The organism is Polaromonas sp. YR568, assembly GCF_943372955.1.
In the GTDB taxonomy this organism is placed as follows: Bacteria; Pseudomonadota; Gammaproteobacteria; order Burkholderiales; family Burkholderiaceae_C; genus Polaromonas.
Genome location: NZ_CALSAL010000001.1, coordinates 116,326 through 142,182, shown reverse-complemented (window position 1 = coordinate 142,182; position 25,857 = coordinate 116,326). Strand labels below are relative to the sequence as shown.

The following is a 25,857-nucleotide window of genomic DNA, read 5'->3' as shown; positions in this document are numbered from 1 at the left end:
AAAATCATGTCTGAATCTTTTGCCGACCTGTTCAACGAATCGCTGCAACGCTCTGAAATGCGTACCGGCGAAGTCATCACCGCCGAAGTGGTGCGCATCGATCACAACCATGTGGTTGTGAACGCCGGACTCAAATCCGAGGCTTATGTCCCCCTCGAAGAATTCAAGAACGACCAGGGCGAACTCGAAGTCCAGGTCGGCGACTTTGTCTCCGTGGCCATCGACTCCGTCGAAAACGGTTATGGCGACACCCTGCTGTCCCGCGACAAGGCCAAGCGCCTGGCTTCGTGGATGAGCCTGGAAAAAGCCCTGGAATCCGGCGAATTCGTCACCGGCCAGACCAGCGGCAAGGTCAAGGGCGGCCTGACCGTCCTCGTCAACGGCATCCGCGCCTTCCTGCCCGGTTCGCTCATCGACACCCGCCCCATCAAGGACTTGTCTCCGTACGAGAACAAGACCATGGAATTCAAGGTCATCAAGCTCGACCGCAAGCGCAACAACGTGGTGCTGAGCCGCCGCGCCGTGGTGGAAGCCAGCATGGGCGAAGAGCGCGCCAAGCTGATGGAAACCCTCAAAGAAGGCACTGCCGTCAAGGGCGTGGTCAAGAACATCACCGAGTACGGCGCATTCGTTGACCTCGGCGGCATCGACGGCCTGCTGCACATCACCGACATGGCATGGCGCCGCGTGCGTCACCCAAGCGAAGTGGTGACGGCTGGCCAGGAAATCGTGGCCAAGATCCTGAAGTTCGACACCGAGAAAAACCGTGTCTCGCTGGGTCTGAAGCAGATGGGCGACGACCCGTGGATGGGCGTGAACCGCCGCTACCCACAGGGCACCCGCCTGTTCGGCAAGATCACCAACATCGCCGACTACGGCGCGTTTGTGGAACTCGAACCCGGCATCGAAGGCCTGGTCCACGTGTCCGAAATGGACTGGACCAACAAGAACGTGGCCCCGAGTAAGCTCGTGGCGCTGGGCGACGAAGTCGAAGTCATGGTCCTCGAGATCGACGAAGACAAGCGCCGCATCAGCCTGGGCATGAAGCAGTGCAAGGCCAACCCATGGCAAGAGTTTGCACAGGACACCAAGCGCGGCGACCGCGTCAAGGGCCCGATCAAGTCAATCACCGACTTCGGCGTCTTTGTGGGCTTGGCTGCCGGCATCGACGGCCTCGTGCACCTGTCTGACCTGTCGTGGAACGAACCCGGCGAAGCCGCTGTTCGCAACTACAAAAAGGGTCAGGAAGTCGAAGCGATCGTGCTGGCTGTTGACGTTGACCGCGAGCGCATCTCGCTGGGCATCAAGCAGTTGGATTCCGATCCGTTCACCACGTTCGTGTCGATCAACGACAAGGGCGCGATTGTGACCGGCAAGGTCAAGACGGTTGACGCCAAAGGCGCCGAGATCGATCTGGGCGAAGACATCATTGGCTACCTGCGTGCCAGCGAAATCAGCCGTGACCGCGTTGAAGACGCGCGCAACGTGCTGAAAGAAGGCGACGAAGTGTCCGCAGTCGTGGTGAACGTGGATCGCAAGACCCGCAATATCCAGCTGTCGGTCAAGGCCAAGGACAACGCGGACCAGCAGGAGGCCATGGCCAACCTGAGCCAGCAGTCCTCGCGCGACAACGCCGGTCTGACCAACTTGGGCGCACTGCTGCGCGCCAAGATGGACAACGCAGAGAAGTAATCGGGTACCGATGAACGGAAGCCGCCTCCGGGCGGTTTCCTTCATTCAGACTCCCTTCACGCCATGACCCGCAGCGATCTTGTCGAAGAACTGGCCGCCCGTTTCAGCCAGCTGACGCACCGCGACGCCGAATATGCCGTCAAGACCATTCTTGATGCCATGAGCGACGCACTCGTGCGCGGCCACAGGATTGAAATCAGGGGGTTCGGCAGTTTCTCGATCAACCGTAGGCCGCCCCGGATGGGACGCAATCCCCGCTCCGGCGAGAGCGTGGCCATTCCCGAAAAACGGGTGCCGCATTTCAAGCCCGGCAAGGCATTGCGCGAGGCCGTGGATGCACGCACACAGGTGCTGTTGTCTGCCTCCAAACCGGAGTGATCTCCGGCTGGATGTCAGACTGGCTTGACCCCTGCGCTGGCTACAATGCCAGAGCAACCGGGGGATGACCCAATGAAATACCTCATGTGGCTGCTCAAGGCAGCCATTTTTTTTACCTTGTTCGCGTTTGCGCTGAATAACCAGCAGACGGTGTCGGTGTACTTCTTCTTCGGCACCTTGTGGCAGGCGCCCTTGGTTCTGGTCGTGCTGGCAGCGTTTGCCTGTGGTCTGGCGCTTGGTGTGCTGGTCATGATGCCCCGGTGGTGGAAAAAACGGCAGGCAGCCCGCGACCATTCGCCGGGCCACGCACAATCCGTCACCGACGATCCGTCCACACTTCACCATGGAATTTGATTTCACCTGGGTTCTGCTCGGCTTTCCAGTTGCCTTTACCCTGGGCTGGCTTGCCTCACGCATCGACCTGCGCCAGCTCCGCATCGAGAACCGCCAGGCCCCCAAGGCCTACTTCAAGGGCCTGAACTTCCTGCTCAACGAGCAGCAGGACCAGGCCATCGATGCCTTCATCGAGGCCGTGCAGAACGACCCGGACACATCGGAGCTGCACTTCGCACTGGGCAACCTGTTTCGCCGCCGCGGCGAATACGAGCGCGCCGTGCGGGTTCACGAACACCTGATGTCCCGCGGCGACCTGACCCAGCCCGAGCGCGACCGGGCACAGCATGCGATTGCCCTCGACTACCTGAAGGCGGGCTTGCTGGACCGCGCAGAAACCGCTCTGCGTAAGCTGGAAGGCACACCGTTTGAAGAAGAGGCCAGACTGGCCCTGCTCTCGATTTACGAGCGCTCCCGGGACTGGGTCAATGCCACCGACATTGCAGCCCGGCTGGACAGCGCCAATCACGGGAGTTTCGGCAATCGCCAGGCGCATTACCTGTGTGAGCAGGCCGGCACGATGGCCGCCGCCGGTGACACCAATGGTGCGATGGAAGCCCTGCAGCGCGCAGCCGACATGGCGCCCGCCTCACCACGTCCCCTGCTGGACATGGCCAAGCTGCAGCACCAGATCGGCAAGGCACACGATGCCCTGCAGACGCTTTTCAGACTGGAGAAAACCGCGCCCCAGGGACTGCCGCTTGCCGCAGGTCTGATGGCCAACGTGGCCCAGGCCAGTGGCGAGCAGCAGGCTGCTCTCGCATCGCTCAAGGGCAGCTACGCACAAATGCCCTGCATCGACCTGGTGGAGGCGATTGTCAAACTGGAAAGCGATCCTTCATCCGCCCGGCAGTGGTACATGCGGCATCTTGAGAACCAGCAGTCACTGGTGGCGGCCAGCAAATGGATTGCCGGAGACAGACGGGATGACGAGCATCAGCACGTACTGGTCCAACGCGCGCTGGACCAGGCCACCAAGCCCTTGATGCGCTACCGCTGCGCCGCCTGCGGCTTCGAGGCGACCCAGCATTTCTGGCACTGCCCGGGCTGCCAGGCGTGGGACAGTTATCCTGCGCGCCGGATAGAAGAGCTATGAACACCCCCGTCGGATGCTCACTGCGTGTAAGACTTCCGTGGTGCGGCCAGAGGCCTTCCCCTTCGAGACGTCCAAGCCAGCACTTGCTGGCTTGGAGCCGCGTCTCTCAGCCCCTTGCAAGGGGCGACGCCTGCGGCCCGGCTAAGCCGGTTCCGCGGCGTCCACTGAATTGAAGAAAATCACGCGAATGACAACTGTTTCAACACCTTCCCCTGAACACCTTGCCAAAGCCCGTGTGCTGGTGGTGGGCGATGTGATGCTGGACCGCTACTGGTACGGTGCGGTGGATCGCATTTCGCCAGAGGCGCCAGTGCCTGTGGTGCGGATCACGCGTGAGGAAGAGCGCATGGGCGGTGCGGCCAATGTGGCTTACAACATCGTCACCGTCGGCGCGCGCGCCTCGCTGCTGAGTGTGGTCGGTGACGACGATGCCAGTCACCACCTTGAAGCACTGGTGGCAGCGTCTGGTATCACGCCCTCGTTCGGTCGCGATGCACGGCTCAAGACCACGGTGAAGCTTCGCGTCATCGGCAGGCAGCAGCAACTGCTGCGGCTGGACTTCGAGAACACCCCTGAAAACGAAGTGCTGGCCTCGCAATCTGCCACCTTCGAGCAGTTGTATCCCGCGCACAACGCGGTGCTGTTCTCCGACTACGGCAAGGGCGGCCTTGCGCACATCGTGCTGATGATTGCCGCCGCCCGCAAGGCTGGCAAGGTAGTGCTGATCGACCCCAAGGGCGATGACTACGAGCGCTACCGGAACGCCACCGTGATCACGCCCAACCGGGCCGAACTGGAACACGTCATCGGCTCGTGGTCCAGTGAGTCTGATTTGCGCACCAAAGCCCATAACCTGCGCACCGCGCTGAACCTTGAAGCCCTGCTGCTGACCCGCAGCGAGGAAGGCATGACCCTGTTTGATGCCGAAGGTGAACTGCACGTGCCAGCCGTGGCCCGCGAGGTGTTTGATGTCACGGGCGCTGGCGACACGGTAATTGCCACGCTGGCCGCCATGGCTGCCACCGGCATGACGCTGCGTGAGGCGGTACCGATTGCCAATCGCGCAGGCGGCATTGTGGTGGGCAAGTTTGGTACAGCCACCGTGAGCTACGACGAACTGTTTGCCGCGCACTGAATCGCAGCACAAGTTGAAGGACTTCTCATGAAAATCGTTGTGACCGGCGCCGCAGGCTTTATTGGCAGCAACCTCGTCAGGGGGCTGAATGCCCGTGGCATTGACGACATCATTGCCGTCGATGACCTGAAGGAAGGCGACAAATTCCGCAATCTAGCCGATCTGCAGATTGCCGACTATGTGGACGCCGATGACTTCTACGATCTTTTCGCGGAAGGGGCTTTTGGCGAAGTTGAAGCGGTATTTCATGAAGGTGCCTGCAGCGACACCATGGAGACCGATGGCAAGTACATGATGGACAACAACTACACCCTGTCGTGCGAGTTGTTCGAGTCCTGCCAGGCACAAGGCACGCGTCTGCTCTATGCCTCGTCGGCAGCCACCTATGGTGGCTCCGACACCTTCCGGGAATCGCCCGAATTCGAGAAACCACTGAACGTCTACGGCTACTCCAAGCTGCTGTTCGACCAGCGCATGCGCCGCGAACTGGGACCGCGTTTCGAGAACGCCCAGACGCAGGTTGCAGGCTTTCGTTACTTCAATGTCTATGGCCCCCGCGAGCAGCACAAGGGGCGCATGGCCAGCGTTGCCTTTCACCAGTTCAACCAGTTCCGAAAGGAAGGCAAGGTCAAGCTGTTCGGCGCGTACGGCGGTTATGACGCTGGCGGGCAAATGCGTGATTTTGTGTTCATCGATGACGTGGTCGCGGTCAACCTGTGGTTTCTCGACCACCCGGAAGCATCAGGGATTTTCAATCTCGGTACCGGTCACGCGCAGCCCTTCAATGATGTGGCACTGACGGTCGTCAACACACTCCGCGCGGTCGATGGTGGCAGTGCATTGAGCCTGGAAGACGCGGTACGCGGCGGGCTGATTGATTACATCGACTTCCCCGCTGCGCTGGTCGGCAAGTACCAGAGCTATACCCAGGCCGACCTCAGCCACCTGCGCGCTGCCGGATGCGATCACGCCTTCGCGAATGTGCAGGCGGGCGTGGCGGCCTACATGGCTTCACTGCTCACCAGCGCTTGAGCCTCCTGGTCAACGCATTGGCTTCGTGAATATTCACAGCAGCCAAGGCCATAACACCCCCTACATTGTGTGAGCGGAAGGACAGCCCTCGGGCACCTTCCGCAAGTCTGTTTCACACATCAAATCAGGGAGGAATTTCATGTTCAAAAAAATGATGGTGTTCGCAGTGGCCATGTCTGCCGCGATGGCGTTTGCGGCGGTCGATGTCAACAAGGCCACGCCGGCTGAGCTGGATGGCATCAAGGGCATTGGTCCGACGATGTCCGGCAAGATCCTCGATGAGCGCAAGAAAGGCAACTTCAAGGACTGGGGCGACTTCATCGAACGCGTCAAAGGCATCGGCGACGGCAATGCCGCCAAATTCTCGGCTGAGGGTCTGACGGTCGGTGGGGCCAGCTACAAAGGCTCAGCACCCAGCCCCGCCAAGAAAGACATCAAGTCCGAGGCGATCAAGCCCACTGCAAGCACCGTGAAAAAATAAGCGACAGCAATGTCTCGGGAAACCCGCCTGATGGCGGGTTTTTTGTAGCTGCTGTTTGCAGCGGGCCTGGCCAGCAAGCGACTAAGCAACCGGTGTCACCCAGTGCTGTCAGCGCAGACCCGTAGCCCGGCTGCGATGTCGGATCGTCTGGCGAAGCGAGACCGAAGCAGCAGGGACAAGACCATGGAAACAAGGCAACACCAGTGCGATGCGCTGGGCCGCCTGCATCTCCCCCACATCCTGGGCGAGATAGTCAAAAAGATCGGCCCGCAGCAGCCAGAGCTCCATCGCAGACGAGGCCTGTGTAATTTGCCAGCTCGCTCTGATCCTGTGGTGTTCGGTGCAGGGGGCCACCGCCTCCAGCAACGCCCGCCTGGCCTCTGCCAGCGACGTATCGATAGCACTGGGGGCACGGCTCCCGGCAGCTTCTTCCGCAGGAGGGACCGTGCCAAACCACCGCTGAAGACGTGAGCTTTTTTCCATCGCGGAACTCCTGTGACTCAGGCCGGACCAAACCCCCCACCGCCCGGCGTGTGAATTTCAAACACATCACCGGGCTGCATGTCTGCCTGGCCGATGTGGTCCAGCGTTTCCACGCGGCCATCGGCGCGGACGACCCGGTTTTTCCCCACCTCGCCGGGCTGACCGCCCGCCATACCGAAGGCACCGTGCTTGCGGCCATTGGACAGGATGCTGGCGGTCATGGCTTCCAGGAAGCGCACACGCCGCACCCCGCCATTGCCACCGTGCCAGCGACCGGCACCGCCGGAGTTCTGGCGAATCTCATAGCTCTCCAGACGCACCGGAAACCGAAACTCCAGCACCTCCGGGTCGGTAAGCCGGGAGTTCGTCATGTGGGTCTGAACCACCGAGGTGCCATCAAAGCCCGACACCAGCTTGCCTGTCTCGTCCAGCTTGCCACCGGCGCCCGAGCCACCGGAAATCGTTTCGTAATACTGATGGCGGGCATTGCCGAAAGTGAAGTTGTTCATCGTGCACTGGCTGGCTGCCATCACACCCAGCGCACCGTAAAGCGCATTGGTGATGCAGGTCGAGGTTTCCACATTGCCCGCCACCACCGAAGCGGGTGGGTTCGGGTTGAGCATGGACCCGGGCGGGATGATCACCTTCAGCGGCTTGAGGCAACCCGCATTGAGCGGGATGTCGTCATCCACCAGCGTACGGAAAACATAGAGCACCGCCGCCATGCAGACAGCCGTCGGCGCGTTGAAGTTGTTGGTCTGCTGCGGCGAGGTGCCGGTGAAGTCAATCTCGGCGCTGCGCGCAGCACTGTTGACGCGTATCGCCACCTGGATCTGCGCGCCGTTGTCCAGTGGCAGTGTGAACTGACCATCCTTCAGGCGGGTGATCACCCGCCGCACGGATTCCTCGGCGTTGTCCTGCACATGGCGCATGTAGGCCAGCACCACCTCCAGACTGAACTGCTCCACCATCTTGCGCAGTTCCTGCACGCCCTTCTCGTTGGCGGCAATCTGTGCCTTCAGGTCGGCCATGTTCTGCTGCGGATTGCGGCTGGGGTACTTGCCGCTCTTGAGCAACGCCACCATCTCGGCCTCGCGCAGCACGCCGCGCTCCACCAGCTTGACGTTGTTGATCTGCACGCCCTCTTCTTCGATCAGCGTCGAAAACGGCGGCATGGAGCCCGGCGTGGTGCCACCAATGTCGGCGTGGTGGCCGCGAGAACCCACATAGAACGTCGGCTCGCCCGCTGTGCCCAGATACACCGGGGTGATGACGGTGATGTCCGGCAAATGCGTGCCACCGTGGTACGGGTCATTGAGCACATACACGTCACCCGGCTGCATCTTCCCTGCGTTCTCTCGAATCACCGTCTTGATGCTTTCGCCCATGGAGCCCAGATGCACTGGCATGTGCGGCGCGTTGGCAATCAGGTTGCCCTGGGTGTCGAACAGCGCACAGCTGAAGTCGAGCCGCTCCTTGATGTTGACGGAATAGGCGGTGTTCTGCAGCTGCAGACCCATCTGCTCGGCGATGTTCATGAAGAGGTTGTTGAAGACCTCCAGCAACACCGGGTCTACAGATGTCCCGGCAGCAAACGTCACCGCACGCTCGGCGCGCCTGTCCAGCACCAGATGGTCGAGTGCGGTGAGTGCCGCCTCCCAGCCAGGCTCCACCACGGTGGTGGCATTTTTCTCGGCAATGATGGCCGGGCCGGAAATGATGTCGCCCGGTTGCAGGTCTTCGCGCACCACCAGGGCGGCGTCGTGCCACTGGCCGCCGGAGTACATGCGCACCGTCTCGCGACGCGGCACCTCGCGCGGCTCGTGCGTGGGATGGCGTGGCTCGGCAGGTGCATCGCCTGCCACCACGGCCTCGACCGACACCGCCTCGACCACCAGCCCCTTGCCCTGCATCAGGAACGCAAAGCGGCGGCGGTACGCGTCTTCAAAACCCGCCTCGATCTGGTCCAGCGTACCGAAGGGCACCACGAGTGCCGAATCGCTGCCCTCATAGCGCACATGCACGCGGTGGTGAATCGTGATGCCCCCCTTGCTCACCTGCTGGCGCTGCAATTCGCTCCGCGCGGCAGCCGCCAGCGCGTGCAGCTTGTCGGAGATTTCATCCAAGGCTGCGCTGCTGAGCTTGACTTCCACCGCCTGCTCGCGGATCACGTTCTGGTCGGCCAGGCCCATGCCGTAGGCACTGAGCACACCGGCCAGCGGATGCACGAACACGCGGGTCATGCCCAGCGCATCAGCCACCAGGCAGGCGTGCTGGCCACCAGCGCCACCAAAGCACTGCAGCGTATAGCGCGTCACGTCATAGCCGCGCGCCACCGAAATCTTCTTGATGGCATTGGCCATCTGCTGTACGGCGATATTGATGAAGCCTTCAGCCACCACCTCAGCGCTGCGCCCGGTCTGCCCCGCCAGGTCATTGAACTGGGCCTGCACCGCCTCAAAACTGAGTGGCTCATCGGCATTGGGACCGAACACCTTGGGAAAGTAGCGTGGCTGGATCTTGCCGACCATGACGTTGGCATCGGTCACCGCCAGCCGCCCTCCCCGCCGGTAGCTTGCCGGCCCGGGGTTGGCACCAGCGCTTTGCGGGCCAACGCGAAAACGCTCGCCGTCGAACTTGAGGATGGAGCCACCGCCTGCCGCCACAGTGTGAATGCTCATCATGGGCGCGCGCATGCGCACGCCTGCAACCTGCGTCTCGAACTCGCGCTCAAATTCACCGGCGTAGTGCGACACATCGGTGGACGTCCCGCCCATGTCAAAACCAATCACCTTGGTGTGCCCGGCAATCGCCGCCGTACGCGCCATGCCCACAATGCCCCCTGCGGGACCGCTCAGGATGGCGTCCTTGCCCTGGAACACATGCGCATCCGTCAGCCCGCCAGACGACTGCATGAAGAACAGGCGCACACCGGGCATCTCGCTGGCCACCTGGTCCACATAGCGCCGCAGAATCGGCGACAGGTAGGCGTCCACCACAGTCGTGTCGCCACGGCTGACAAACTTCATCATTGGGCTGGTTTCATGCGAGGTGCTGACCTGCGTGAAGCCCACCGCAGCAGCAATGCGTTTGGCGGCTTTTTCGTGGTCGCTATAGCGGTAGCCGTGCATGAACACCACCGCTACGCTGCGCAGGCCCTTCTGGTAATGCGCCTCCAGTTCCCTTTGCAGCAGCGCTTCGTCCAGCGCCTGCAGCACTTCGCCCTGCGCGCCCACACGCTCCTGCGCCTCGATCACCGCGCTGTAGAGCAACTCGGGCAACACGATGTTCCGGTCGAACAGCCGGGGACGGTTCTGGTAAGCAATGCGCAGCGCATCGCGAAAGCCCCGCGTGGTAACCAGCAGCGTCGGCTCGCCCTTGCGCTCCAGCAGCGCATTGGTGGCCACCGTGGTGCCCATCTTCACGCAGTCCACCACATCGGCGCGGATGGGCTCGCCCACCTTCAGGCCCAGCAGATGTCGGATGCCCGCCACTGCCGCGTCGCGGTACTGCTCCGGGTTCTCGGACAGCAGCTTGTGCGTGACGAGCGAGCCGTCAGGTTTCTTGGCCACGATGTCGGTGAACGTGCCGCCACGGTCAATCCAGAATTGCCAGCGGCCACTGCCCGTCACGCCGTTGGTCGCAGCAGGTTTGATGTCTTGTGAAGTCATTGATTGGAGACTGTTGATGAAAAATTTCTGGTGTGTGCCCTGTCAGGGCATGACGTAGTACGGTACAAAAATACTGTTGGCCTCGTTACCCACAGATCGTACCCACTCTCGTGAAAAGCGTTCGCCCATGCGCTTGATCTCATGCTCCAGATCAGCTGGAATGCGCTCAATCTTGATACCGTTCTGACGCAGCTCCTCGGTGGCACTGGTAGCCAGCGCCTGGCTGGCAGCCCAGCCACGCGTCTCGGCCTCGCTGGCGGCCTTGAGCACGGCCGCACGCACTGGTGGCTTGAGTGAATCAAACGCCTTGGTACTGACAAACACCGCGTTTTTGGGAAACCAGGCATTGATCTCATAGTAGTGCTTGATGGCGCCCCAGACCTTGTTTTCGACTCCCGTGAGGGCCGAGGTGATCATGTTGTCCATGCGGCCATCAGCGAGCGCCTTGCCCACATCGACCATGGGCACATCCACCGGCTTGGCGCCCAGCAATTCGGCAATCCGCTGCGTGGTCTGGTTGTAGGTGCGCATCTGGGTGCCGCGAAAATCGCCGATGCTGCGAATCGGTTTGCTCGAATGCAGGCCTTGCGGTGGCCACGGCACGGTGTAGAGAAGCGTCAGGCCTCGCGCGGCAAAGTGCTTCTCGATGCCTGGGCGCTGCAGCTTCCACAGCCGCTGGGCATCCTTGTAAGACGCGACCACAAAGGGAATCGAGTCGGCACCTGCCAGCGGAATCTCCTTGACCATACTGGTCATGATGGTTTCACCGGCCTGCACCTTGCCCTCTTCCACCGCCTGCCGAATGTCGGCCAGCTTCACCAGGGTGTTGTTGGGATGAAGCTCGATGCGCAGCGCCCCGGCTGACACCTGCTCCACGTCCCGTGCGAACTGGGCGATGTTCTGGGTGTGAAACGACTCGGCGCGGTAGCCTGTCGCCAGTTTCCAGCTGGTCTGGGCATGCGTAACCGGTACCGCCGCAAGCGACACAAAAGACGCGAGTGCGGTAATCAACAGGTGCTTCATGGTGAACTCCTTGCAGAAGGTGTGAAGTGGCTGACAGCTGACTCAACCCTGCATCTGGCGTGGCAGCCACAGAACCACGTCGGGGAAAAAGTAGGTCGCGATCACGGCCGCGATCATGAGGAAGAACAGCGGCATGGCGGTGCGTGCGATCCAGGTCACCTCGCGCTTGGTGAGGCCCTGCAACACGAACAGGTTGAAGCCGACCGGCGGCGTGATCTGCGCCATCTCGACCACCAGAACGATGAAGATACCGAACCAGATCAGGTCAAAGCCTGCAGCCTCCACCGTGGGCAGCAGCACCGCAATGGTCAGCACCACCATGGAGATGCCATCGAGAAAGCAGCCCAGAATGATGAAGAAAACGATCAGCAGCAGCATGAGCGCGAAGGGCGACAGCTGCAGCGCACCGATGAACTCGGCCAGGTGCCGCGGCAGGCCGATGAAGCCCATGGCCAGCGTGAGAAAGGCGGCGCCTGCGAGGATGAGGCCAATCATGCAGTAGACGCGGCAGGCCGCCACCAGCCCCTCTCTGAAACGCGCCCAGTTCAGTGAGCCTTCGATCTTCGCCAGCACGAGGGCACCCGCCACCCCGAGCGCAGCAGCTTCTGTGGCCGTGGCGATCCCACTGTAGATGCCGCCCAGCACCACCACAATCAGCGACACCACGGGAATCAGATGACGTGAGGCGTGAATCTTTTGCCCGAAGCTCATGGCGGCATCGGCGGCGGGCACCTTGTCCTTGTTGAATAGGGCCCAAACCATGATGTAGCCCATGAACAAGGCGGCCAGCAGCAGCCCGGGAATCACGCCCGCCAGAAACAGCTTGGCAATCGATACATTCGCTGCCACCCCGTAAACGATCATGATGATCGAGGGTGGAATCAAGAGGCCCAGCGTGCCCGCCCCTGCAAGGGTGCCGATGGAGATGTCGTCCGGATAGCCGCGTTTCTTGAGCTCGGGCAGGGTGATCTTGCCTATGGTGGCGCAGGTGGCGGCGCTGGAGCCGGAGATGGCCGCGAAGATGGTGCACCCCACCACGTTGGTGTGCAGCAGGCGCCCAGGCAGGCGATTGAGCCAAGGGGCGAGGCCCTTGAACATGTCTTCCGACAGCTTGCTGCGAAACAGGATTTCCCCCATCCACAGGAACAGCGGCAAGGCGGTCAGCGTCCAGCTGGAGGTGGAGCCCCAGATGGTCAGCATCATGCTGTCGCCCACCGGCCGGCTGGTGAACAGCTCCATGCCAATCAGTGCCACCGCCAGCAGCGACAGGCCAATCCACAGCCCCGAGCCCAGCACTGCAAACAGCAGCACGATCAGGGCAAATGCAATCACGACGTCCATGATGGTGTCCTGTTCTTATTCGACGTGGGAGGCTTCGGCAGAGGCGGCAATGAAGCTGCCACCGCGCCAGCGCTCGACAAGCGCGTGGCCAAACGACAGGGCAAAGCCGATGCAGCCCAGCGCCATGCTGATCTGTGGAATCCACAGCGGGGAGGCATCTGCCGCTGGCGAGATGTCGTGCGTTGTGTACGACACCCAGACCAATCGCAGGGCGTACCAGGCGATGTAGAGCGACAGGCTGAACGCCACGGCCAGACACCACCACTCCAGCGCACCGCGCAGCCGTGCAGGTACGCGGTCCAGCAGCAAGGTCACGCGGATGTGATCGCCATGCTTGAGCGTGGCGGGCAGCGCGAGGAACAGCGCCGCGGCAATCGCATAGCCCGCGTAGGCGTCCAGCCCACCGATGTCCCACTGCACTTCACGGGCGATCACCCCGAGCAGGACGGTGCCAAAGGCGGCCACCATGGCCACACACGACAGCGCCATCAGCAGTTTGTAGAAATTGAGGGCGAGTTTGGCCACCGTACGCTCCTGGTTCGGAAAAAAGAGGGAGAAGGAAACTGGCGGGAAGCAGAGAGGGAAGGCAAAGGGCGCTTCCCGCCGGGGGAGGCCGCTTACGGCTTGCGGTAAGCGTCGATCACGGCCTGGCCTTCGGCACCAGCCGTCTTGAGCCATTCGGCGGTCATGGTGTCACCAATGTCGGCCAGGGTTTTCTTGATGGCATCCGACGGTGCAGCAATGGTCATGCCCTTGGCGCCCAGTTCCTTGATGTACTCGCCATCCAGCTTCTCACTGGTGGCCCAGCCGCGTGCTTCGGCGGCCGCGGCGGCCTTGAGCACCGCCTCCTGGGTGGGCTTGTCGAGCGCGTCAAACGCCTTCTGGTTCACCACGGTGGCGTTGCGTGGCAGCCAGGCACTGACGGGGTAGAAGTACTTCACCTGCTCGTGCAGCTTGCTTTCCACACCGCTGGCGCTCGACGTCAGAAAGTTCTGCACGCCACCGGTGGCCAGCGCCTGGCCCAACTCAGCCAGCTGGATGGTCACCGGTTGCGCTTTCAGCAGCTGCGCGATGCGTGTGGTGGCCGGGTTGTAGGCACGCATCTTGGTGCCCGCAAAGTCGGCTGGCGTGTTGACCGGCTTGAGTGAGTACAGCGACTGGCCGGGCCATGGCACGGTGAACAGCAACTTCATGCCCTGAGACGCAAGCAGTTTGTCCTGCGCCGGTTTGGCCGCCTGGTACAGACGTCTGGCGTCGCTGTAGCTGGTGGCGAGAAACGGGATCGAGTCCACGCCGAAAAGCGGATTCTCGTTCGCAGCACCCGAGAGGATGAATTCGGCCGATGGCACCTGGCCGGTCTGCACCGCTCGCTTGATCTCGTTGGCCTTGTAGAGGGAGCCGCCCGGGTGCAGCGTGATCTTGAGTTTGCCGCCAGTGAGCTGATCCACCTCGGTGGCGAACTGCTGCACGTTCTGGGTCTGGAAGCTGTTGGCGCTGTAGCCGGTGGGCAAGTCCCACTTGACGGGCGTCTGTGCCTGGGCGGCACCTGCGCAGGCAACGACCACTCCAAAAATAAATGACTTCATGAATGACTCCTTGGTGGAAGGGAAAAAATCAGGAACTGGCAAGTTCATGGTTGAGCAGGTCCGTGATCAGCATGGCCCCGGGGGCATGTGTGATGCAGAACGCGGGTCGAGCCTGCATCAGCGCCGCTTGCGGCGTCACGCCGCAGGCCCAGAACACAGGTACTTCATCGGGCAGCACCTCGACCGCGTCTCCGTAGTCAGGCGCGCCAATGTCTTTGATTCCAATCAGTGCCGGATCGCCGATGTGAACCGGCGCACCGTGCACATTCGGGAAGCGGGAGGTGATCTGCACGGCGCGTATCGCGGCAGCCGCCTTCATGGGGCGCATCGAGACCACCATCGGCCCGCCATAGATACCGGCTGACTCGGTGGCAATGCCCGTGCGGTACATCGCCACGTTCTTGCCCTGGTCAATGTGCCGCAGGGGCACGCCGGCCTCCATCAGCGCCTGCTCGAACGAGAACGAACAGCCAATCACGAAGGTGACGAGATCGTCGCGCCAGAGCGCTGTGATGTCTGTGGGTTCGTCAACCACCGCGCCGTGGTGCCATACGCGGTAGCGCGGCAGATCAGTGCGGATGTCGATGTCATGACCGAGGGTGGGCAGCGCCGCTTCTCCTGCATTGGAGACGGCCAGCACCGGGCAGGCCTTGGGGTTGCGCTGGCAGTAGAGCAGGAAGTCGCCCGCATCCGACGAAGGGAGAATCACCACATTGCCCTGCACATGCTGGCTGGCCAGACCGCTGGTGTGGCGGGTCCAGCGCCCCTGCCGGATCACCTGGCGAACATGCGTGGCGCGAGCGATGTCGCCACCCATGAAAGCCGTTTCGGCAGATGTTTCAGTCGGAAGGCTCACCAGAAATTCCCCTGCTTCGTATGTCACCGTGATGACGATGGGCGAATTGTGGGAGCGACTCCAGCCGTCGGCAAATTCAAAATATTTCGCTTACATCATCGATTTTTTCGATGTTACAGGTTTACCCGAAATGGCTTTTGAAGGCCGCCGTTTTGGTGCATGGCCCTGCTGCTGCGCGAACCTCATGGCCGAGCGAACCACCGTCTCCACCGTCTTGGTGGCGGGGTCTGTGCGGTAGCTGGCGTGGATGGGCAGGGACTGCAGTTTCACGTCGCACGACAGGGGGCGAAGCGGTGCAAATCCGGTGAGCCGCTCCACCGCAGCGCGCGGCAGCAGCGCGACGCCAAAGCCGCCCTGCACCAGCTGCACCATGGCCGAAATCGACGAGATCGCATGCACCTTTTTGGGTTCCATCTGGTGCTGGCGAAACAGGTCCAGCAGGGTCACATGTGGCTGCGAGCCTTTCTGGAAGGTCAGCAGTTCCATGCTGGCCAGCTCGGAAAGTTTGTAACTGCGTTTGGTGTGAAGCTGTGGATTCCCGACAAACACCATGTCCATGGTCGGAAGCGCCTGGTTGCGCACACCGTCAGCTGAGGCCGGCAGCACGGCAAAGACGAGGTCCAGCGTACCGCGCTGGATCTGGTCCACCAGAATCGGGGTGGTTTCCACCGTCAGTTCCAGCTCCAGACCGGGGTGCTCGGTACGCAGGCTCTCCAGCCACGGAATCAACCACGAGTGAAGCACCGACTCGATGGCGCCGATGCGCATGGACACCGCCATCGCCTCGCCCGAGCCCATTTCCGCCTTGACCTCGCGCTGCAGCTCCAACAGTTTCTCGGCGTACATCAGAAAGCGCACGCCGGCGCCCGTCAGCTTGAACTGCTTGTCGCGCCGGTCCAGCAGCAGCACGCCCAGTTCCTCTTCCAGGGTCGCGATGCGGCTGGACATGGCAGACTGCGTCAGGTAGAGCTTGTCGGCAGCCCGGGAGATGCTCTTGAGGGAAGCCACCCAGTAGAAGGCTTCAACAAAGCGCAGGTTCATGGGGTACTTTCTGCCGGTCGGCTTGCAGGGGGACCCTGATTTTCGGGATAGGCCCGTTGAGTTGGCGCAGCTTTTGCGTCTACCATGGGGATGTGATCTGTCTTGACCATTTTCCAGGAGTCACCATGAAATTCAAACTGATTCTCGGCGGCGCAGCCCTGCTGCTCACCGCCAGTGCGTTCGCCCAGACCAAATGGGATTTGCCTGCCGCCTATCCGGCCACCAATTTTCACAGTGAAAACCTCGTGCAGTTTGCCAACGATGTGGACAAGGCCACCGGCGGCAAACTCAAAATCACGGTGCACCCCAACGCCGCGCTGTTCAAGGCGCCGGAGATCAAGCGCGCCGTGCAGGGTGGCCAGGCCCAGATTGGCGAAATGCTGCTGGTCAACTTCCAGAACGAATGGCAGATTTTTGGCGCGGACGGCATTCCCTTCCTCGCCGACAGCTACGACGATGCCCTCAAGCTCTGGAAGGTGCAAAAGCCGATGCTCGACAAGAAGCTCGCCGCCGACGGCATGATGGCACTGTATGCCGTGCCATGGCCTCCGCAGGGCATCTATGCCAAGCGGCCCCTGGCCTCTGCCGCTGACCTGAAAGGCATGAAGTGGCGCGCCTACAGCCCGGCCACCGCACGCATCGCGGAACTGGTTGGCGCGCAGCCGGTCACCGTGCAGGCGGCAGAACTGTCGCAAGCCATGGCCACCGGCGTGATCGAAAGCTACATGTCGTCCGGTTCCACCGGTTTTGACACCAAGACCTATGAGCACATCAAGTACTGGTACGACACCCAGGCCTGGCTGCCCAAGAACGCCGTCATCGTGAACAAGAAGGCGTTTGACGCACTCGACAAGCCCACGCAGGACGCGCTGCTCAAGGCGGCAGCAGATGCCGAGGTGCGCGGCCTCGCCGCCAGCAAAAAGGCCAACAACGACTCCCTCGACAAACTCAAGGCCAATGGCATGCAGATCCTCCCGCCGTCGGCTGCCCTCAAGGCCGACATGAAAAAGGTCGGTGACACCATGCTCAAGGAATGGCTGGACAAGGCGGGGCCCGAGGGCCAGCAACTGGTGGACGCTTTCCGCAAGTAAGCCCGGATGCGCCGCTTTCTCGACGCGATCTACCTCAGCGCCGCCGCACTGGCGGCGCTTTTCATGGTGGGCCTGCTGGCGATGGTGCTGCTGTCCATCATCAGCCGGCAGTTCCAGTTTCATGTGCCCGGCACCGACGCGTATGCGGGCTACTTCATGGCAGCCAGCGGCTTTCTCGCGCTGGCGCACACGCTCAAGCGCGGGGAACACATCCGCGTCACGCTGGTGATCAACATGCTCAAGGGTCGATGGAAGCGGGGCATTGAAATCTGGGCGCTCGGTGCCGCGACGCTGCTGGCCCTGCTGTTTGCGTTTTACAGCGTACGGCTGTCCTGGCAGTCGTACACCTTCCACGACATTTCCACGGCCAGTGACGCCACGCCGCTGTGGATCCCGCAGATCGCGATGGCCCTGGGCACAGTGGTGCTGGCGATCGCGTTCATTGACGAGCTGGTACTTGAAATCCGCGGCCGCCGCGCGCTTCAGAACCCTGCCGAGGCCCTGCGCAATGAGTGACCTCGCCATCACCGGCCTGCTGGTCCTGTCGTTGTTCCTGATTCTGGGCAGCGGCGTGTGGATCGGGCTCACGCTGTCGGGCGTGGCGTGGATCGGTATGCAATTATTCAGCTCGCGCCCGGCGGGCGACGCGATGGCCGTCACCATCTGGGGCTCGGCCAGCAGCTGGACGCTGACCGCCCTGCCCCTCTTTGTATGGATGGGTGAAATCCTGTTCCGCACCCGGCTGAGCAACGACATGTTCAAGGGCCTGGCGCCGTGGGTGCAAAGTCTGCCGGGCCGGTTGCTGCACACCAACGTGGTGGGCTGCACCATTTTTGCAGCGGTGTCCGGCTCCAGTGCGGCCACCTGCGCCACCATCGGCAAGATGACCCTGCCCGAACTGGCCCGACGTGGATACCCCGAGAACATGGTGATCGGAACGCTCGCGGGGGCCAGCACGCTGGGCCTTCTGATTCCGCCATCCATCATCATGATTGTTTACGGCGTGACGGCCGAGGTGTCGATCTCCCGCCTGTTCATCGCGGGGGTGCTGCCCGGCCTGCTGCTGGCGGTACTGTTCTCCGGCTACATCGCCGCGTGGGCCCTGGCCAACCCGGGCAAGGTACCGGCGGCCGACCGCAGCTTCACCTTCATGGAGAAGCTGGCCGAGTCGCGCAGCCTGATCCCGGTGGTGCTGCTGATCACCGCGGTGCTGGGCTCCATTTATAGCGGCATCGCCACCGCCACCGAAGCCGCCGCCGTGGGCGTGGTGGGCTCGCTCGTGATCTCCGCGGTGCAGGGTTCGATGAGCTGGGCCACCTTCAGGGACTCGCTGATGGGCGCCACCCGCCTCTACTGCATGATCGCGCTGATCCTTGCTGGCGCGGCCTTCCTGACCCTGAGCATGGGCTACATCGGTCTGCCGCGGCACCTCGCCGAATGGATTGCTTCGCTGGGCCTGAGCCAGGCGCAGCTGATCATGGCGCTGGCGGTGTTCTACATCATCCTCGGCTGCTTTCTCGACGGCATCTCGATGGTGGTGCTGACCATGGGCGTCATCATGCCCACGGTGGCCAAGGCTGGCATCGACCCGATCTGGTTTGGCATTTTCGTGGTGCTGGTGGTCGAGATGGCGCAGATCACACCGCCGGTAGGCTTCAACCTGTTTGTGCTGCAAGGCATGACGGGCCGCGAACTGACGTGGATTGCCAAGGTCACGCTGCCGATGTTTTTCCTGATGTGTGTGGCGATCGCACTCATCTACATCTTCCCCGGCATCGTGACCTGGCTGCCGCAGCAAATGATGAAGTAGGCGCCAGCGCAACATGCCTCAGGTCATTGCCATCTGCATCGGCGCCAGCATCGGTGCCCTAGCCCGCTGGGGGTTGAGCCTGTGGCTCACGCCGGGCGGCCTCATTCCCTGGGGCACGCTGGTCGCCAACCTGGTGGGCGGCTACCTGATCGGCATCTGCCTGGGTGTGTTCCAGTCCATGCCGCAAATCGACCCGGTCTGGCGCCTGCTGCTGGTCACAGGTTTTCTCGGCGGGCTGACCACCTTCTCCTCGTTTTCTGCCGAGGTGGTGATTTACCTGACCGAGGAGCGCTACGGCCTCGCGGCATTGACCGCGCTGCTGCATGTGGCAGGGTCGCTGCTGATGACCGTGGCCGGCCTGAAAACCGCGCTCTTTGTCATGGCGCAAGGCGCGCGCTGAGGGGTGCCGGGCGCCAACTTGCCGCACTGGGCCGCTCAGGCAAAAAGCAAGGGCAGCAGCCCAGCCCGGAAATGGCCACAATGACGCATGGCGCAGCAGTCCTCTCCTCTGTCCTCCCCGTCTTCCCTCGCCGCTTCGGCGCAGAGCTCATCTGCGGCCCCGATGCTTGCCCACAACCGGCTGGCACAGATCGGACAGGCCAGGCAGACGCTGCTCTACGGTGATCGTCCTGCGCATGCCCTTTCCGCCAGCGTAGACGGCTGGATTGAACGCTCCTGGCAACGCTGCCTCTCGCAAGGCCACCGGCCAGACCGCGCACCCGTCTTCAACCAGGTCTCGGTGCCGCTGTTGCGCCGTACGCTGGAGGAAAACCACCAGCTCGTGCAAGCCGCTCGCCCCGTGCTGCAGCGACTGGGCCGGGCCATTGAAGACACCCGCTACTTCGCCATCCTGACCAACCACCGCGGTGTGGTGATTGATGTGAACGGCCCCATCGACCGCAGCGACCGCCGGGCCGACCTGCTGACGCGCATCGGCACCGATCTCTCGGAGCAGGAAGTGGGCACCACCGCGATTGGCGCTGCACTCACCGAGCTGCAGCCGGTGTGGCTACATCGCGGCGAACATTTTTTCGAGGCCACCTCCGACTACAGCTGCGCCGGCGCACCACTGTTCGCGCCCGATGGTCGGTGCATGGGCATGCTGGACCTGACCGGCATTGAGGTGGCGGAGCGGCCCGAGCTCAAGCACCTTGTCAGCCAGTCGGCCCGCAGCATCGAGAACGCGCTGCTGCTGGGCCAGCCGCACGCGCTGATGGTGCGCTTGAGCTGGCCGGGCCGCACCCTGGGCGATGAATCCGACGGCCTGCTGTGTCTGGATGCCGATGGCTGCATCACCGGGGCCAACCAGATCGCGCGTGAGCTGCTGCCATCGCTGGCTGCCTTCAGCACGCGCATGCCCCATTGCAGCGAGCTGTTTGCCCTGCCGTTTGAAATGCTGTTTGATGCGGCGCGACGCAGCCAGGTGTCTGCGCGCGTCGTCGAGGTGCCGCTGTGGAGCGGTCTGCGCCTGCAGGCACTGCCGCTGCTGCCGGGGCAAACCGCACCCACGCTGGCGGCGCGCCTGCCGCAGCCTGCGCTGCCCGCCCAGCCCTTGAAAGAGCTGGAGACAGCGTTGATCCGCAAGGCCGTGGACGACGCCCGGGGCAATGTGGTGCAAGCGGCGCGCGCGCTGGGGGTGAGCCGCGCCACGGTGTACCGGCGCCTCAACCCGGCCAAGCGGCGCGCGGGCTGACTGCGCAGACCAGAGGGAACCTCTGGCGATGTTCAGTGCTAGTTTCAGTGCTTGTGAGCGGCGCCTGCAGGCGCTGCAGAGCCCACGGCCACTTTCAGGTCCAGGTGGCTTGCCACCCCTTTGGTATCGCGGAAGTGCAGAGTCACCGGCACGGTGCTGCCTTTGGCAAACGGCTGCTTCAGGTCCATCAGCATCAGGTGGTAACCGCCGGGCTTGAGCTCCACGGTCTTGCCGGCAGGCAGCTCCAGCGCTTTCACCGCGCGCATCTTCATGATGTCGCCTTCCATCTTCATCTCATGCACCTCGGCCACGCCAGCAGCAGGCGTAGAGACAGCAACCAGTTGCAAGGTCGTTCTGGCAGTGAGGTGCATGAAGCCGCCGGTGGCCATCTGGCCGGGGCCGGTCGCACGCACCCATGCCTGGCTCACATCGACGGCGGCTGTGGTCTGCGCATGTGTTGCAGCACACCCCAGCAGGAAAGTGGCGCAGGAAACAAGCGTGCGAACGGATGGAAGGAGTTTGAGTGTCATGAAAGTCGAGAGGGCATCTCTTGGGGATGCACCCGGCAGGTTGGCGGCTTGAAAACCGGAGGAAAACACGGAAAACCGTACACACCAGCAGTGGTCTGCCAGCGCGTTCCGAAGACCCGGATTATAGAAACAGCCCTCCAGCACGCTCGCAGAAGCGTTCAGGGTGCAGCAAACCCGAAACGCAGAAAAACCTGCTGCGCCTGAGCGGACAGAAGATGGCGCTCAAACCGATGTGCGCCTTCATGCCCCTGCCGCGAGATCACGCCGTAGGCCGCACTGACCTGCAGGGCTGCAGGCACCTCTGCCACCCGCAGCTGTGGCGACTCGCAGCACGCAGCAAAGGCGTTGGTGCAGTAGGTGAGAAAGATGTCCGCGCGGCCCGCGTCCATGTTCCAAGCATAGGTGCTTCGTCCCGCCGGTGGCGCGGGGGTGCCTGCCGACCCGGTCAGTTTCAGTGCCTTCGCATCCAGGACGGCGTAAGCGCCGCTGTGCAGCCGCTCTGCCTTTCGGAAGAGTTCCCACGCATAGTCGCCCGACGGGTCCGCACCGGGCGTTGACGTACCCAATTTGACCGATGGATCCAGCATGCGGACGAGCAGCGTTTCGGTCGTGACCTCCACCGACGGTCCCACCAGGGCACACAAACTGTTGCGCACAACAACACGGGGCATGTTCCAGTCGCCCATGGCAGAGGCCAATGTCCTGGGATGCTGTGTGTCGGCCGAAGCGAACACATGCGCCGTCTCGCCCTTTTCGATGCGCTCGCGCAGCAGACCTGATGCGCCGAAGGTCAGCTGCGGTCGTTCGCCTGTTTCAGCGGCATAAGACGCTGCAATTTCGGTCAGTGGCCCGCGAAGACTGCCGGCCGCATACACCTTGAGTGTTGGCGGCCGCTGCCCGATCACGGCTTGGCGTTGGCGAAGAAGAGTTGCTCGCCGTTGATCTTGTAGCCGGCAATCACTGCCTGGCCAGCGGGTGAAATGATCCAGTCGACAAACTTCTGCGCCAGATCGGCCTTGACTTGCGGATGCTTGGCCGGATTCACCACCATCACGCCGTACTGGTTGAAGAGCTTCACGTCGCCTTCGACCAGCACTGCCAGGTCCGCACGGTTCTTGAACGACAGCCAGGTACCTCGGTCGGTCAACGCGTAGCCGCCGGTGCTGGCGGCAATGTTCAGTGCAGGCCCCATGCCGCAGCCGCATGCCTTGTAACCGGCGAACGCGGGCGCATCCACACCGGCGGCCTTCCAGTAGCGCAGCTCGGCTGCGTGCGTGCCGCTCTTGTCACCGCGGGAGACAAAGTTGGCATTGGTGGCATTGAGCTTCTTCAGTGCCTCCGTGATGTCCTTGCCGCGGGTCTTCGCAGGGTCGCTTGCCGGACCGACCAGCACGAAATCGTTGTACATGACCGGAAAACGTTTGATGGCAAAGCCCTCGGCCACCACTTTCTCCTCTGCCACCTGGTCGTGCACAAACAGGATGTCGGCATCACCCCGACGCCCCATGTCAATCGCCTGACCGGTGCCGACAGCCACCACCTTGACGTCGATGCCAGTGACTTTCTTGAACTCGGGCAACAGGTAGGTGAACAGGCCCGACTGCTCGGTGGAGGTGGTGGACGCCATCACCATCGACGGCGCTTGTGCAAAGCTCACCGTCGCAGCCATCGCAAGCGTGGCGATACCGGTAGCGGCCAGCGATCGTGCGATCGCAGACAGCGATGAGATCAAGGTGGTACGGTTCATACAAGGTCTCCTTTAAGAAAGTTATCTGCGGTGGGCGTCAGTGGCCCGTTGAAAAAATCATCTGTGGGCAAATCCGCCACCAGCGCTCCGTGCTCCAGACAGATCACGCGTGTGGCCAGACGCTTGACCTGCCCGAGGTTGTGACTGGCGAAAATCAGGGTCATGCCGGTGGCCGCAAACTCCGCCATCAGCCGTTCGACCTCGCGCTTGGCACTCGGGTCAAGACTGGCGGTGGGCTCGTCCAGCAACAACACCTCGGGCTGCAGGGCCCAGGCGCGGGCCAGTGCCACGCGCTGCTGCTGGCCGCCGGACAGCGCCCGCGCATTGCGTCCGGCCAGCGCTCGCAGCCCCACGCGCTCCAGGGCCTCCAGCGCCCGCACGCGCGCCTGTCGCCACCCGGCGCCGCGCAACCACAGCCCCAAAGCCACGTTGTTCTGCACACTGGCGCGCAGCATGTGGGGCCGCTGGAACAGCATTGCCTGCCGCACCGGCTGGCTGGCGCCGCACAGAAGTCGGCCGCTGGAAGGCGGCACCAGCCCGTGCAGGGTTCGCAGCAGCGTGCTTTTGCCGCTGCCGTTGGCACCCACCAGCGCAACGCGTTCGCCGCGCGTGATGGACAGGCGAAGACCGTGCAGCGCGGTGATGTGCCCGAGCTGCACGCTCACGTCCTGCAGATCAAACAGCGCGGTCACGAGGTCGCCCCCTGGGCAGTCAGCCCCGCAGCCACGTCGGCGGAGGGCCCGTCGCGCCGCTCCCGCCAGCGCCGGATCAGGGCAATCGCCAGATTGAGCAGCAGCACGATGGCCAGCAGCACCATGCCCAGCGCCAGCGCCAGCGGCAGGTCACCCTTGCTGGTTTCCAGCGCGATGGCGGTGGTCATCACACGGGTAAAGCCGTCGATGTTGCCGCCCACAATCATCACCGCACCCACCTCGGAAATGGCGCGACCAAACGCAGCGATCAGGACGGTAAGTAAGGCGTAACGCTCGTCCCACAGAAGCAGCAGGCTGCGTGTGAGGCGACCAGCGCCGAGTGAGCGAAGCTGCTCACCGTGCAGGCGATCAGCGTCCTCAATCAATTGCCGCACCAGGGCAGTCACCACGGGCAAAACGAGGACCGCCTGCGCCAACACCATGGCCTTGAACGAAAAAAGCCAACCCAAGAACCCGAGCGGCCCGCTGCGCGACAGCAGCAGGTAGACCACCAGCCCGACCACCACCGAAGGCAGGGCCAGCGCGGTGTTGAGCAGGGCCAGCACCAGACCACGCCCCCGGAATCTCGCCACGCCCAGCCACGCGCCCAGCAGCAGGCCCAGACTGCACGCGATCACACACGCCACGGCGCTGACCGCCAGGGACCGCAGTGCAATGGCGCCCAGCACCGGGTCGAAGGACAGGATCAACTGGGCGGCGGTCGCAATGCTTTCGGAGAAGGTGTTCACAGGAGATGGAGTGACGGGTCGGGTCGGTCAGCGAGATCTCACGCGACTGATGCCGGGTGGTGAAAGCCGCCTTGATTTTTTAAGCTGCGCGGAATGTAGCGTAGGCCGATGGCCTTCGCCCGTCATCGGGATTGATCGCTATGAATCGATTTGCATAGGCTGCAGCCTGCCTGCATCGGTTCAATCGGCAAGGCCGATAATTGAGGCAGCCCACCCATCCCATGCACAAAGTCGAACTGTCTTACCTGCTGTCGCCCACGCGCAGCAAGCACACGCTGATCCGCAATCCGCTGATGGACATGCTGCACGCCGTGCGCGAGCAGGGCTCCATCTCCAAGGCCTCGCGGGCGCTCGACCTGTCTTACCGCCATGTGTGGGGCGCGCTCAAGGACTGGGAGCAGGCGCTAGGCAGGACCCTCATCGTCTGGGACAAGGGGCAACGTGCACGCCTGACCGAATTCGGCGAGAAGCTGCTGTGGGCCGAACGCCAGGCGCAGGCGCGGCTGGCGCCGCAGATCGAGTCGCTGCGCGGCGACATCGAACGGGCTTTTTCCACCGCGTTTGACGACGACACCCATGTGCTGACGATCTACGCCAGCCATGACGCAGCGCTCTCGGCACTGCGCGATCAGGCCGCCGGTCGTGGGCTGCATCTGGACATCCGCTTCATGGGCAGTGTGGATGCGATTGCGGCCCTCAACGCCGGGCGATGCATGATGGCGGGCTTCCACACGCTGGATGCACCTGCCGTGCGTTCCGTGTCGGCACAAACGTACCGCAGCCTGCTCAAGCCGGGCATTCACAAGCTGATTGGCTTTGCGCACCGCATGCAAGGGCTGATGGTGGCCAAGGGCAACCCCAAGCGCATCAAGACTTTGCAGGACCTCACTGCGCCGGGGCTGCGCTACGTCAACCGGGCACAGGGCACGGGCACCCGTGTGCTGCTGGATGAACTGCTGGAGACCGCAGGCATTGCCCCGGCAACCATCAGCGGCTACGACACACTGGAACCCTCACACACCGCGGTGGCGCAAACGATTGCCAGCGGCGCTGCCGATGCCGGCCTGGGCATTGAAGCCGCGGCCCGGGAACGCGGGCTGGGCTTTGTGCCACTGGTGCGGGAGCGCTACCACCTGGTGTGCCTGAAGTCGGAGCTGCCCACCCCACCGGTGCAGGGATTGCTGCAGGAACTGCTCAGCCCGGGCTGGTCGGAAACATTGGAGAACCTGCCGGGCTACAGCGCCGACGACGCGCAGCCAGGCAAGGTGCTGTCGATGCGCGCCACCTTGCCATGGTGGAACTACCGCAAGACCAAGCCGGTACGAACCACCTGACGG

The 25,857-nt window shown here is 62.8% G+C and carries 26 protein-coding genes; 13 read left to right on the top strand and 13 right to left on the bottom strand.

What is annotated here, in order from left to right; translation table 11 throughout:
- Positions 1 to 6 precede the first annotated feature (6 nt).
- The 7 genes from rpsA (at position 7) to AAG793_RS00635 (ending at position 6,207) form a co-directional block, all read left to right on the top strand.
- Positions 7 to 1,692 (top strand): 30S ribosomal protein S1, encoded by a 1,686-nt coding sequence (gene rpsA / locus AAG793_RS00665; RefSeq protein ID WP_341902668.1) that lies wholly within the window; start codon positions 7 to 9, stop codon positions 1,690 to 1,692.
- Positions 1,693 to 1,755: 63 nt separating this feature from the next.
- Positions 1,756 to 2,070: an integration host factor subunit beta gene (locus tag AAG793_RS00660; protein WP_341902665.1), complete on the top strand. Its 315-nt coding sequence runs from the start codon at positions 1,756 to 1,758 to the stop codon at positions 2,068 to 2,070.
- Positions 2,071 to 2,142: 72 nt separating this feature from the next.
- The gene (locus AAG793_RS00655; RefSeq protein WP_341905316.1) at positions 2,143 to 2,424 is read left to right on the top strand and encodes a LapA family protein; all 282 of its coding nucleotides are present in this window, start codon (positions 2,143 to 2,145) and stop codon (positions 2,422 to 2,424) included.
- Positions 2,414 to 3,559, top strand: coding sequence for a lipopolysaccharide assembly protein LapB (gene lapB / locus AAG793_RS00650; protein WP_341902663.1), 1,146 nt, complete (start codon positions 2,414 to 2,416; stop codon positions 3,557 to 3,559). The genes AAG793_RS00655 and lapB overlap by 11 nt, the downstream gene beginning before the upstream one ends.
- Before the next feature lie 187 nt (positions 3,560 to 3,746).
- Positions 3,747 to 4,694 (top strand): D-glycero-beta-D-manno-heptose-7-phosphate kinase, encoded by a 948-nt coding sequence (gene rfaE1, locus AAG793_RS00645; RefSeq protein WP_341902661.1) that lies wholly within the window; start codon positions 3,747 to 3,749, stop codon positions 4,692 to 4,694.
- Between the two features lie 27 nt (positions 4,695 to 4,721).
- On the top strand, positions 4,722 to 5,726 hold the full coding sequence (gene rfaD / locus AAG793_RS00640) for an ADP-glyceromanno-heptose 6-epimerase (RefSeq protein ID WP_341902658.1): 1,005 nt from the start codon (positions 4,722 to 4,724) through the stop codon (positions 5,724 to 5,726).
- A gap of 139 nt (positions 5,727 to 5,865) precedes the next feature.
- Positions 5,866 to 6,207, top strand: a complete 342-nt coding sequence (locus tag AAG793_RS00635) for a helix-hairpin-helix domain-containing protein (protein WP_341902655.1) — start codon at positions 5,866 to 5,868, stop codon at positions 6,205 to 6,207.
- Positions 6,208 to 6,315: 108 nt separating this feature from the next.
- Here the strand turns inward: AAG793_RS00635 and AAG793_RS00630 are convergent, their stop codons facing one another.
- The 8 genes from AAG793_RS00630 to AAG793_RS00595 all read right to left on the bottom strand — a co-directional run bounded on the left by AAG793_RS00630 (position 6,316) and on the right by AAG793_RS00595 (position 16,208).
- A complete protein-coding gene (locus AAG793_RS00630) occupies positions 6,316 to 6,690 on the bottom strand; it encodes a hypothetical protein (protein ID WP_341902652.1) in 375 nt (124 codons plus the stop codon).
- A gap of 17 nt (positions 6,691 to 6,707) precedes the next feature.
- Positions 6,708 to 10,361, bottom strand: a complete 3,654-nt coding sequence (locus tag AAG793_RS00625) for a hydantoinase B/oxoprolinase family protein (protein WP_341902649.1) — start codon at positions 10,359 to 10,361, stop codon at positions 6,708 to 6,710.
- A 42-nt stretch (positions 10,362 to 10,403) separates the two neighbouring features.
- Entirely contained in the window at positions 10,404 to 11,384 is a 981-nt protein-coding gene (locus tag AAG793_RS00620; protein ID WP_341902647.1) for a TRAP transporter substrate-binding protein, read from the bottom strand.
- 42 nt (positions 11,385 to 11,426) lie between these two features.
- Entirely contained in the window at positions 11,427 to 12,725 is a 1,299-nt protein-coding gene (locus tag AAG793_RS00615; protein WP_341902644.1) for a TRAP transporter large permease subunit, read from the bottom strand.
- A gap of 15 nt (positions 12,726 to 12,740) precedes the next feature.
- Positions 12,741 to 13,250, bottom strand: coding sequence for a TRAP transporter small permease (locus AAG793_RS00610; RefSeq protein WP_341902641.1), 510 nt, complete (start codon positions 13,248 to 13,250; stop codon positions 12,741 to 12,743).
- A 92-nt stretch (positions 13,251 to 13,342) separates the two neighbouring features.
- Positions 13,343 to 14,311, bottom strand: coding sequence for a TRAP transporter substrate-binding protein (locus AAG793_RS00605; protein WP_341902639.1), 969 nt, complete (start codon positions 14,309 to 14,311; stop codon positions 13,343 to 13,345).
- Positions 14,312 to 14,339: 28 nt separating this feature from the next.
- Complete coding sequence (locus tag AAG793_RS00600; protein ID WP_341905313.1) at positions 14,340 to 15,128, bottom strand: putative hydro-lyase; 789 nt, start codon at positions 15,126 to 15,128, stop codon at positions 14,340 to 14,342.
- Positions 15,129 to 15,257: 129 nt separating this feature from the next.
- Positions 15,258 to 16,208: a LysR family transcriptional regulator gene (locus tag AAG793_RS00595; RefSeq protein ID WP_341902636.1), complete on the bottom strand. Its 951-nt coding sequence runs from the start codon at positions 16,206 to 16,208 to the stop codon at positions 15,258 to 15,260.
- Between the two features lie 125 nt (positions 16,209 to 16,333).
- Here AAG793_RS00595 and AAG793_RS00590 point away from each other — a divergent pair, with 125 nt between their 5' ends.
- From AAG793_RS00590 to AAG793_RS00570, 5 genes are all read left to right on the top strand, one after another.
- Positions 16,334 to 17,299 carry a TRAP transporter substrate-binding protein gene (locus AAG793_RS00590; protein WP_341902634.1) on the top strand — a complete coding sequence of 322 codons (966 nt, stop codon included), beginning with the start codon at positions 16,334 to 16,336 and terminating at the stop codon, positions 17,297 to 17,299.
- Between the two features lie 6 nt (positions 17,300 to 17,305).
- Positions 17,306 to 17,815 carry a TRAP transporter small permease gene (locus tag AAG793_RS00585; RefSeq protein WP_341902628.1) on the top strand — a complete coding sequence of 170 codons (510 nt, stop codon included), beginning with the start codon at positions 17,306 to 17,308 and terminating at the stop codon, positions 17,813 to 17,815.
- Positions 17,808 to 19,109: a TRAP transporter large permease subunit gene (locus tag AAG793_RS00580; protein WP_341902626.1), complete on the top strand. Its 1,302-nt coding sequence runs from the start codon at positions 17,808 to 17,810 to the stop codon at positions 19,107 to 19,109. The genes AAG793_RS00585 and AAG793_RS00580 overlap by 8 nt, the downstream gene beginning before the upstream one ends.
- A 13-nt stretch (positions 19,110 to 19,122) precedes the next feature.
- Positions 19,123 to 19,509, top strand: a complete 387-nt coding sequence (gene crcB, locus AAG793_RS00575; RefSeq protein WP_341902623.1) for a fluoride efflux transporter CrcB — start codon at positions 19,123 to 19,125, stop codon at positions 19,507 to 19,509.
- 162 nt (positions 19,510 to 19,671) lie between these two features.
- A complete protein-coding gene (locus AAG793_RS00570) occupies positions 19,672 to 20,802 on the top strand; it encodes a helix-turn-helix domain-containing protein (protein ID WP_341902620.1) in 1,131 nt (376 codons plus the stop codon).
- 44 nt (positions 20,803 to 20,846) lie between these two features.
- On the opposite strand, the gene AAG793_RS00565 is transcribed toward AAG793_RS00570, so the two are convergent.
- From AAG793_RS00565 to AAG793_RS00545, 5 genes are all read right to left on the bottom strand, one after another.
- Positions 20,847 to 21,332 carry a copper chaperone PCu(A)C gene (locus AAG793_RS00565; protein ID WP_341902617.1) on the bottom strand — a complete coding sequence of 162 codons (486 nt, stop codon included), beginning with the start codon at positions 21,330 to 21,332 and terminating at the stop codon, positions 20,847 to 20,849.
- Between the two features lie 158 nt (positions 21,333 to 21,490).
- The gene (locus AAG793_RS00560) at positions 21,491 to 22,237 is read right to left on the bottom strand and encodes a substrate-binding domain-containing protein (RefSeq protein ID WP_341902614.1); all 747 of its coding nucleotides are present in this window, start codon (positions 22,235 to 22,237) and stop codon (positions 21,491 to 21,493) included.
- Complete coding sequence (locus tag AAG793_RS00555; protein ID WP_341905312.1) at positions 22,234 to 23,001, bottom strand: extracellular solute-binding protein; 768 nt, start codon at positions 22,999 to 23,001, stop codon at positions 22,234 to 22,236. The genes AAG793_RS00560 and AAG793_RS00555 overlap by 4 nt, the downstream gene beginning before the upstream one ends.
- Positions 23,002 to 23,075: 74 nt before the next feature.
- Positions 23,076 to 23,771, bottom strand: a complete 696-nt coding sequence (locus AAG793_RS00550) for a phosphate ABC transporter ATP-binding protein (RefSeq protein ID WP_341902612.1) — start codon at positions 23,769 to 23,771, stop codon at positions 23,076 to 23,078.
- Positions 23,768 to 24,520 carry an ABC transporter permease gene (locus AAG793_RS00545; RefSeq protein WP_341902609.1) on the bottom strand — a complete coding sequence of 251 codons (753 nt, stop codon included), beginning with the start codon at positions 24,518 to 24,520 and terminating at the stop codon, positions 23,768 to 23,770. Before AAG793_RS00545 ends, AAG793_RS00550 begins: the two co-directional genes overlap by 4 nt.
- 221 nt (positions 24,521 to 24,741) lie before the next feature.
- Here AAG793_RS00545 and AAG793_RS00540 point away from each other — a divergent pair, with 221 nt between their 5' ends.
- Complete coding sequence (locus tag AAG793_RS00540; RefSeq protein ID WP_341902606.1) at positions 24,742 to 25,854, top strand: substrate-binding domain-containing protein; 1,113 nt, start codon at positions 24,742 to 24,744, stop codon at positions 25,852 to 25,854.
- Positions 25,855 to 25,857 lie beyond the last annotated feature (3 nt).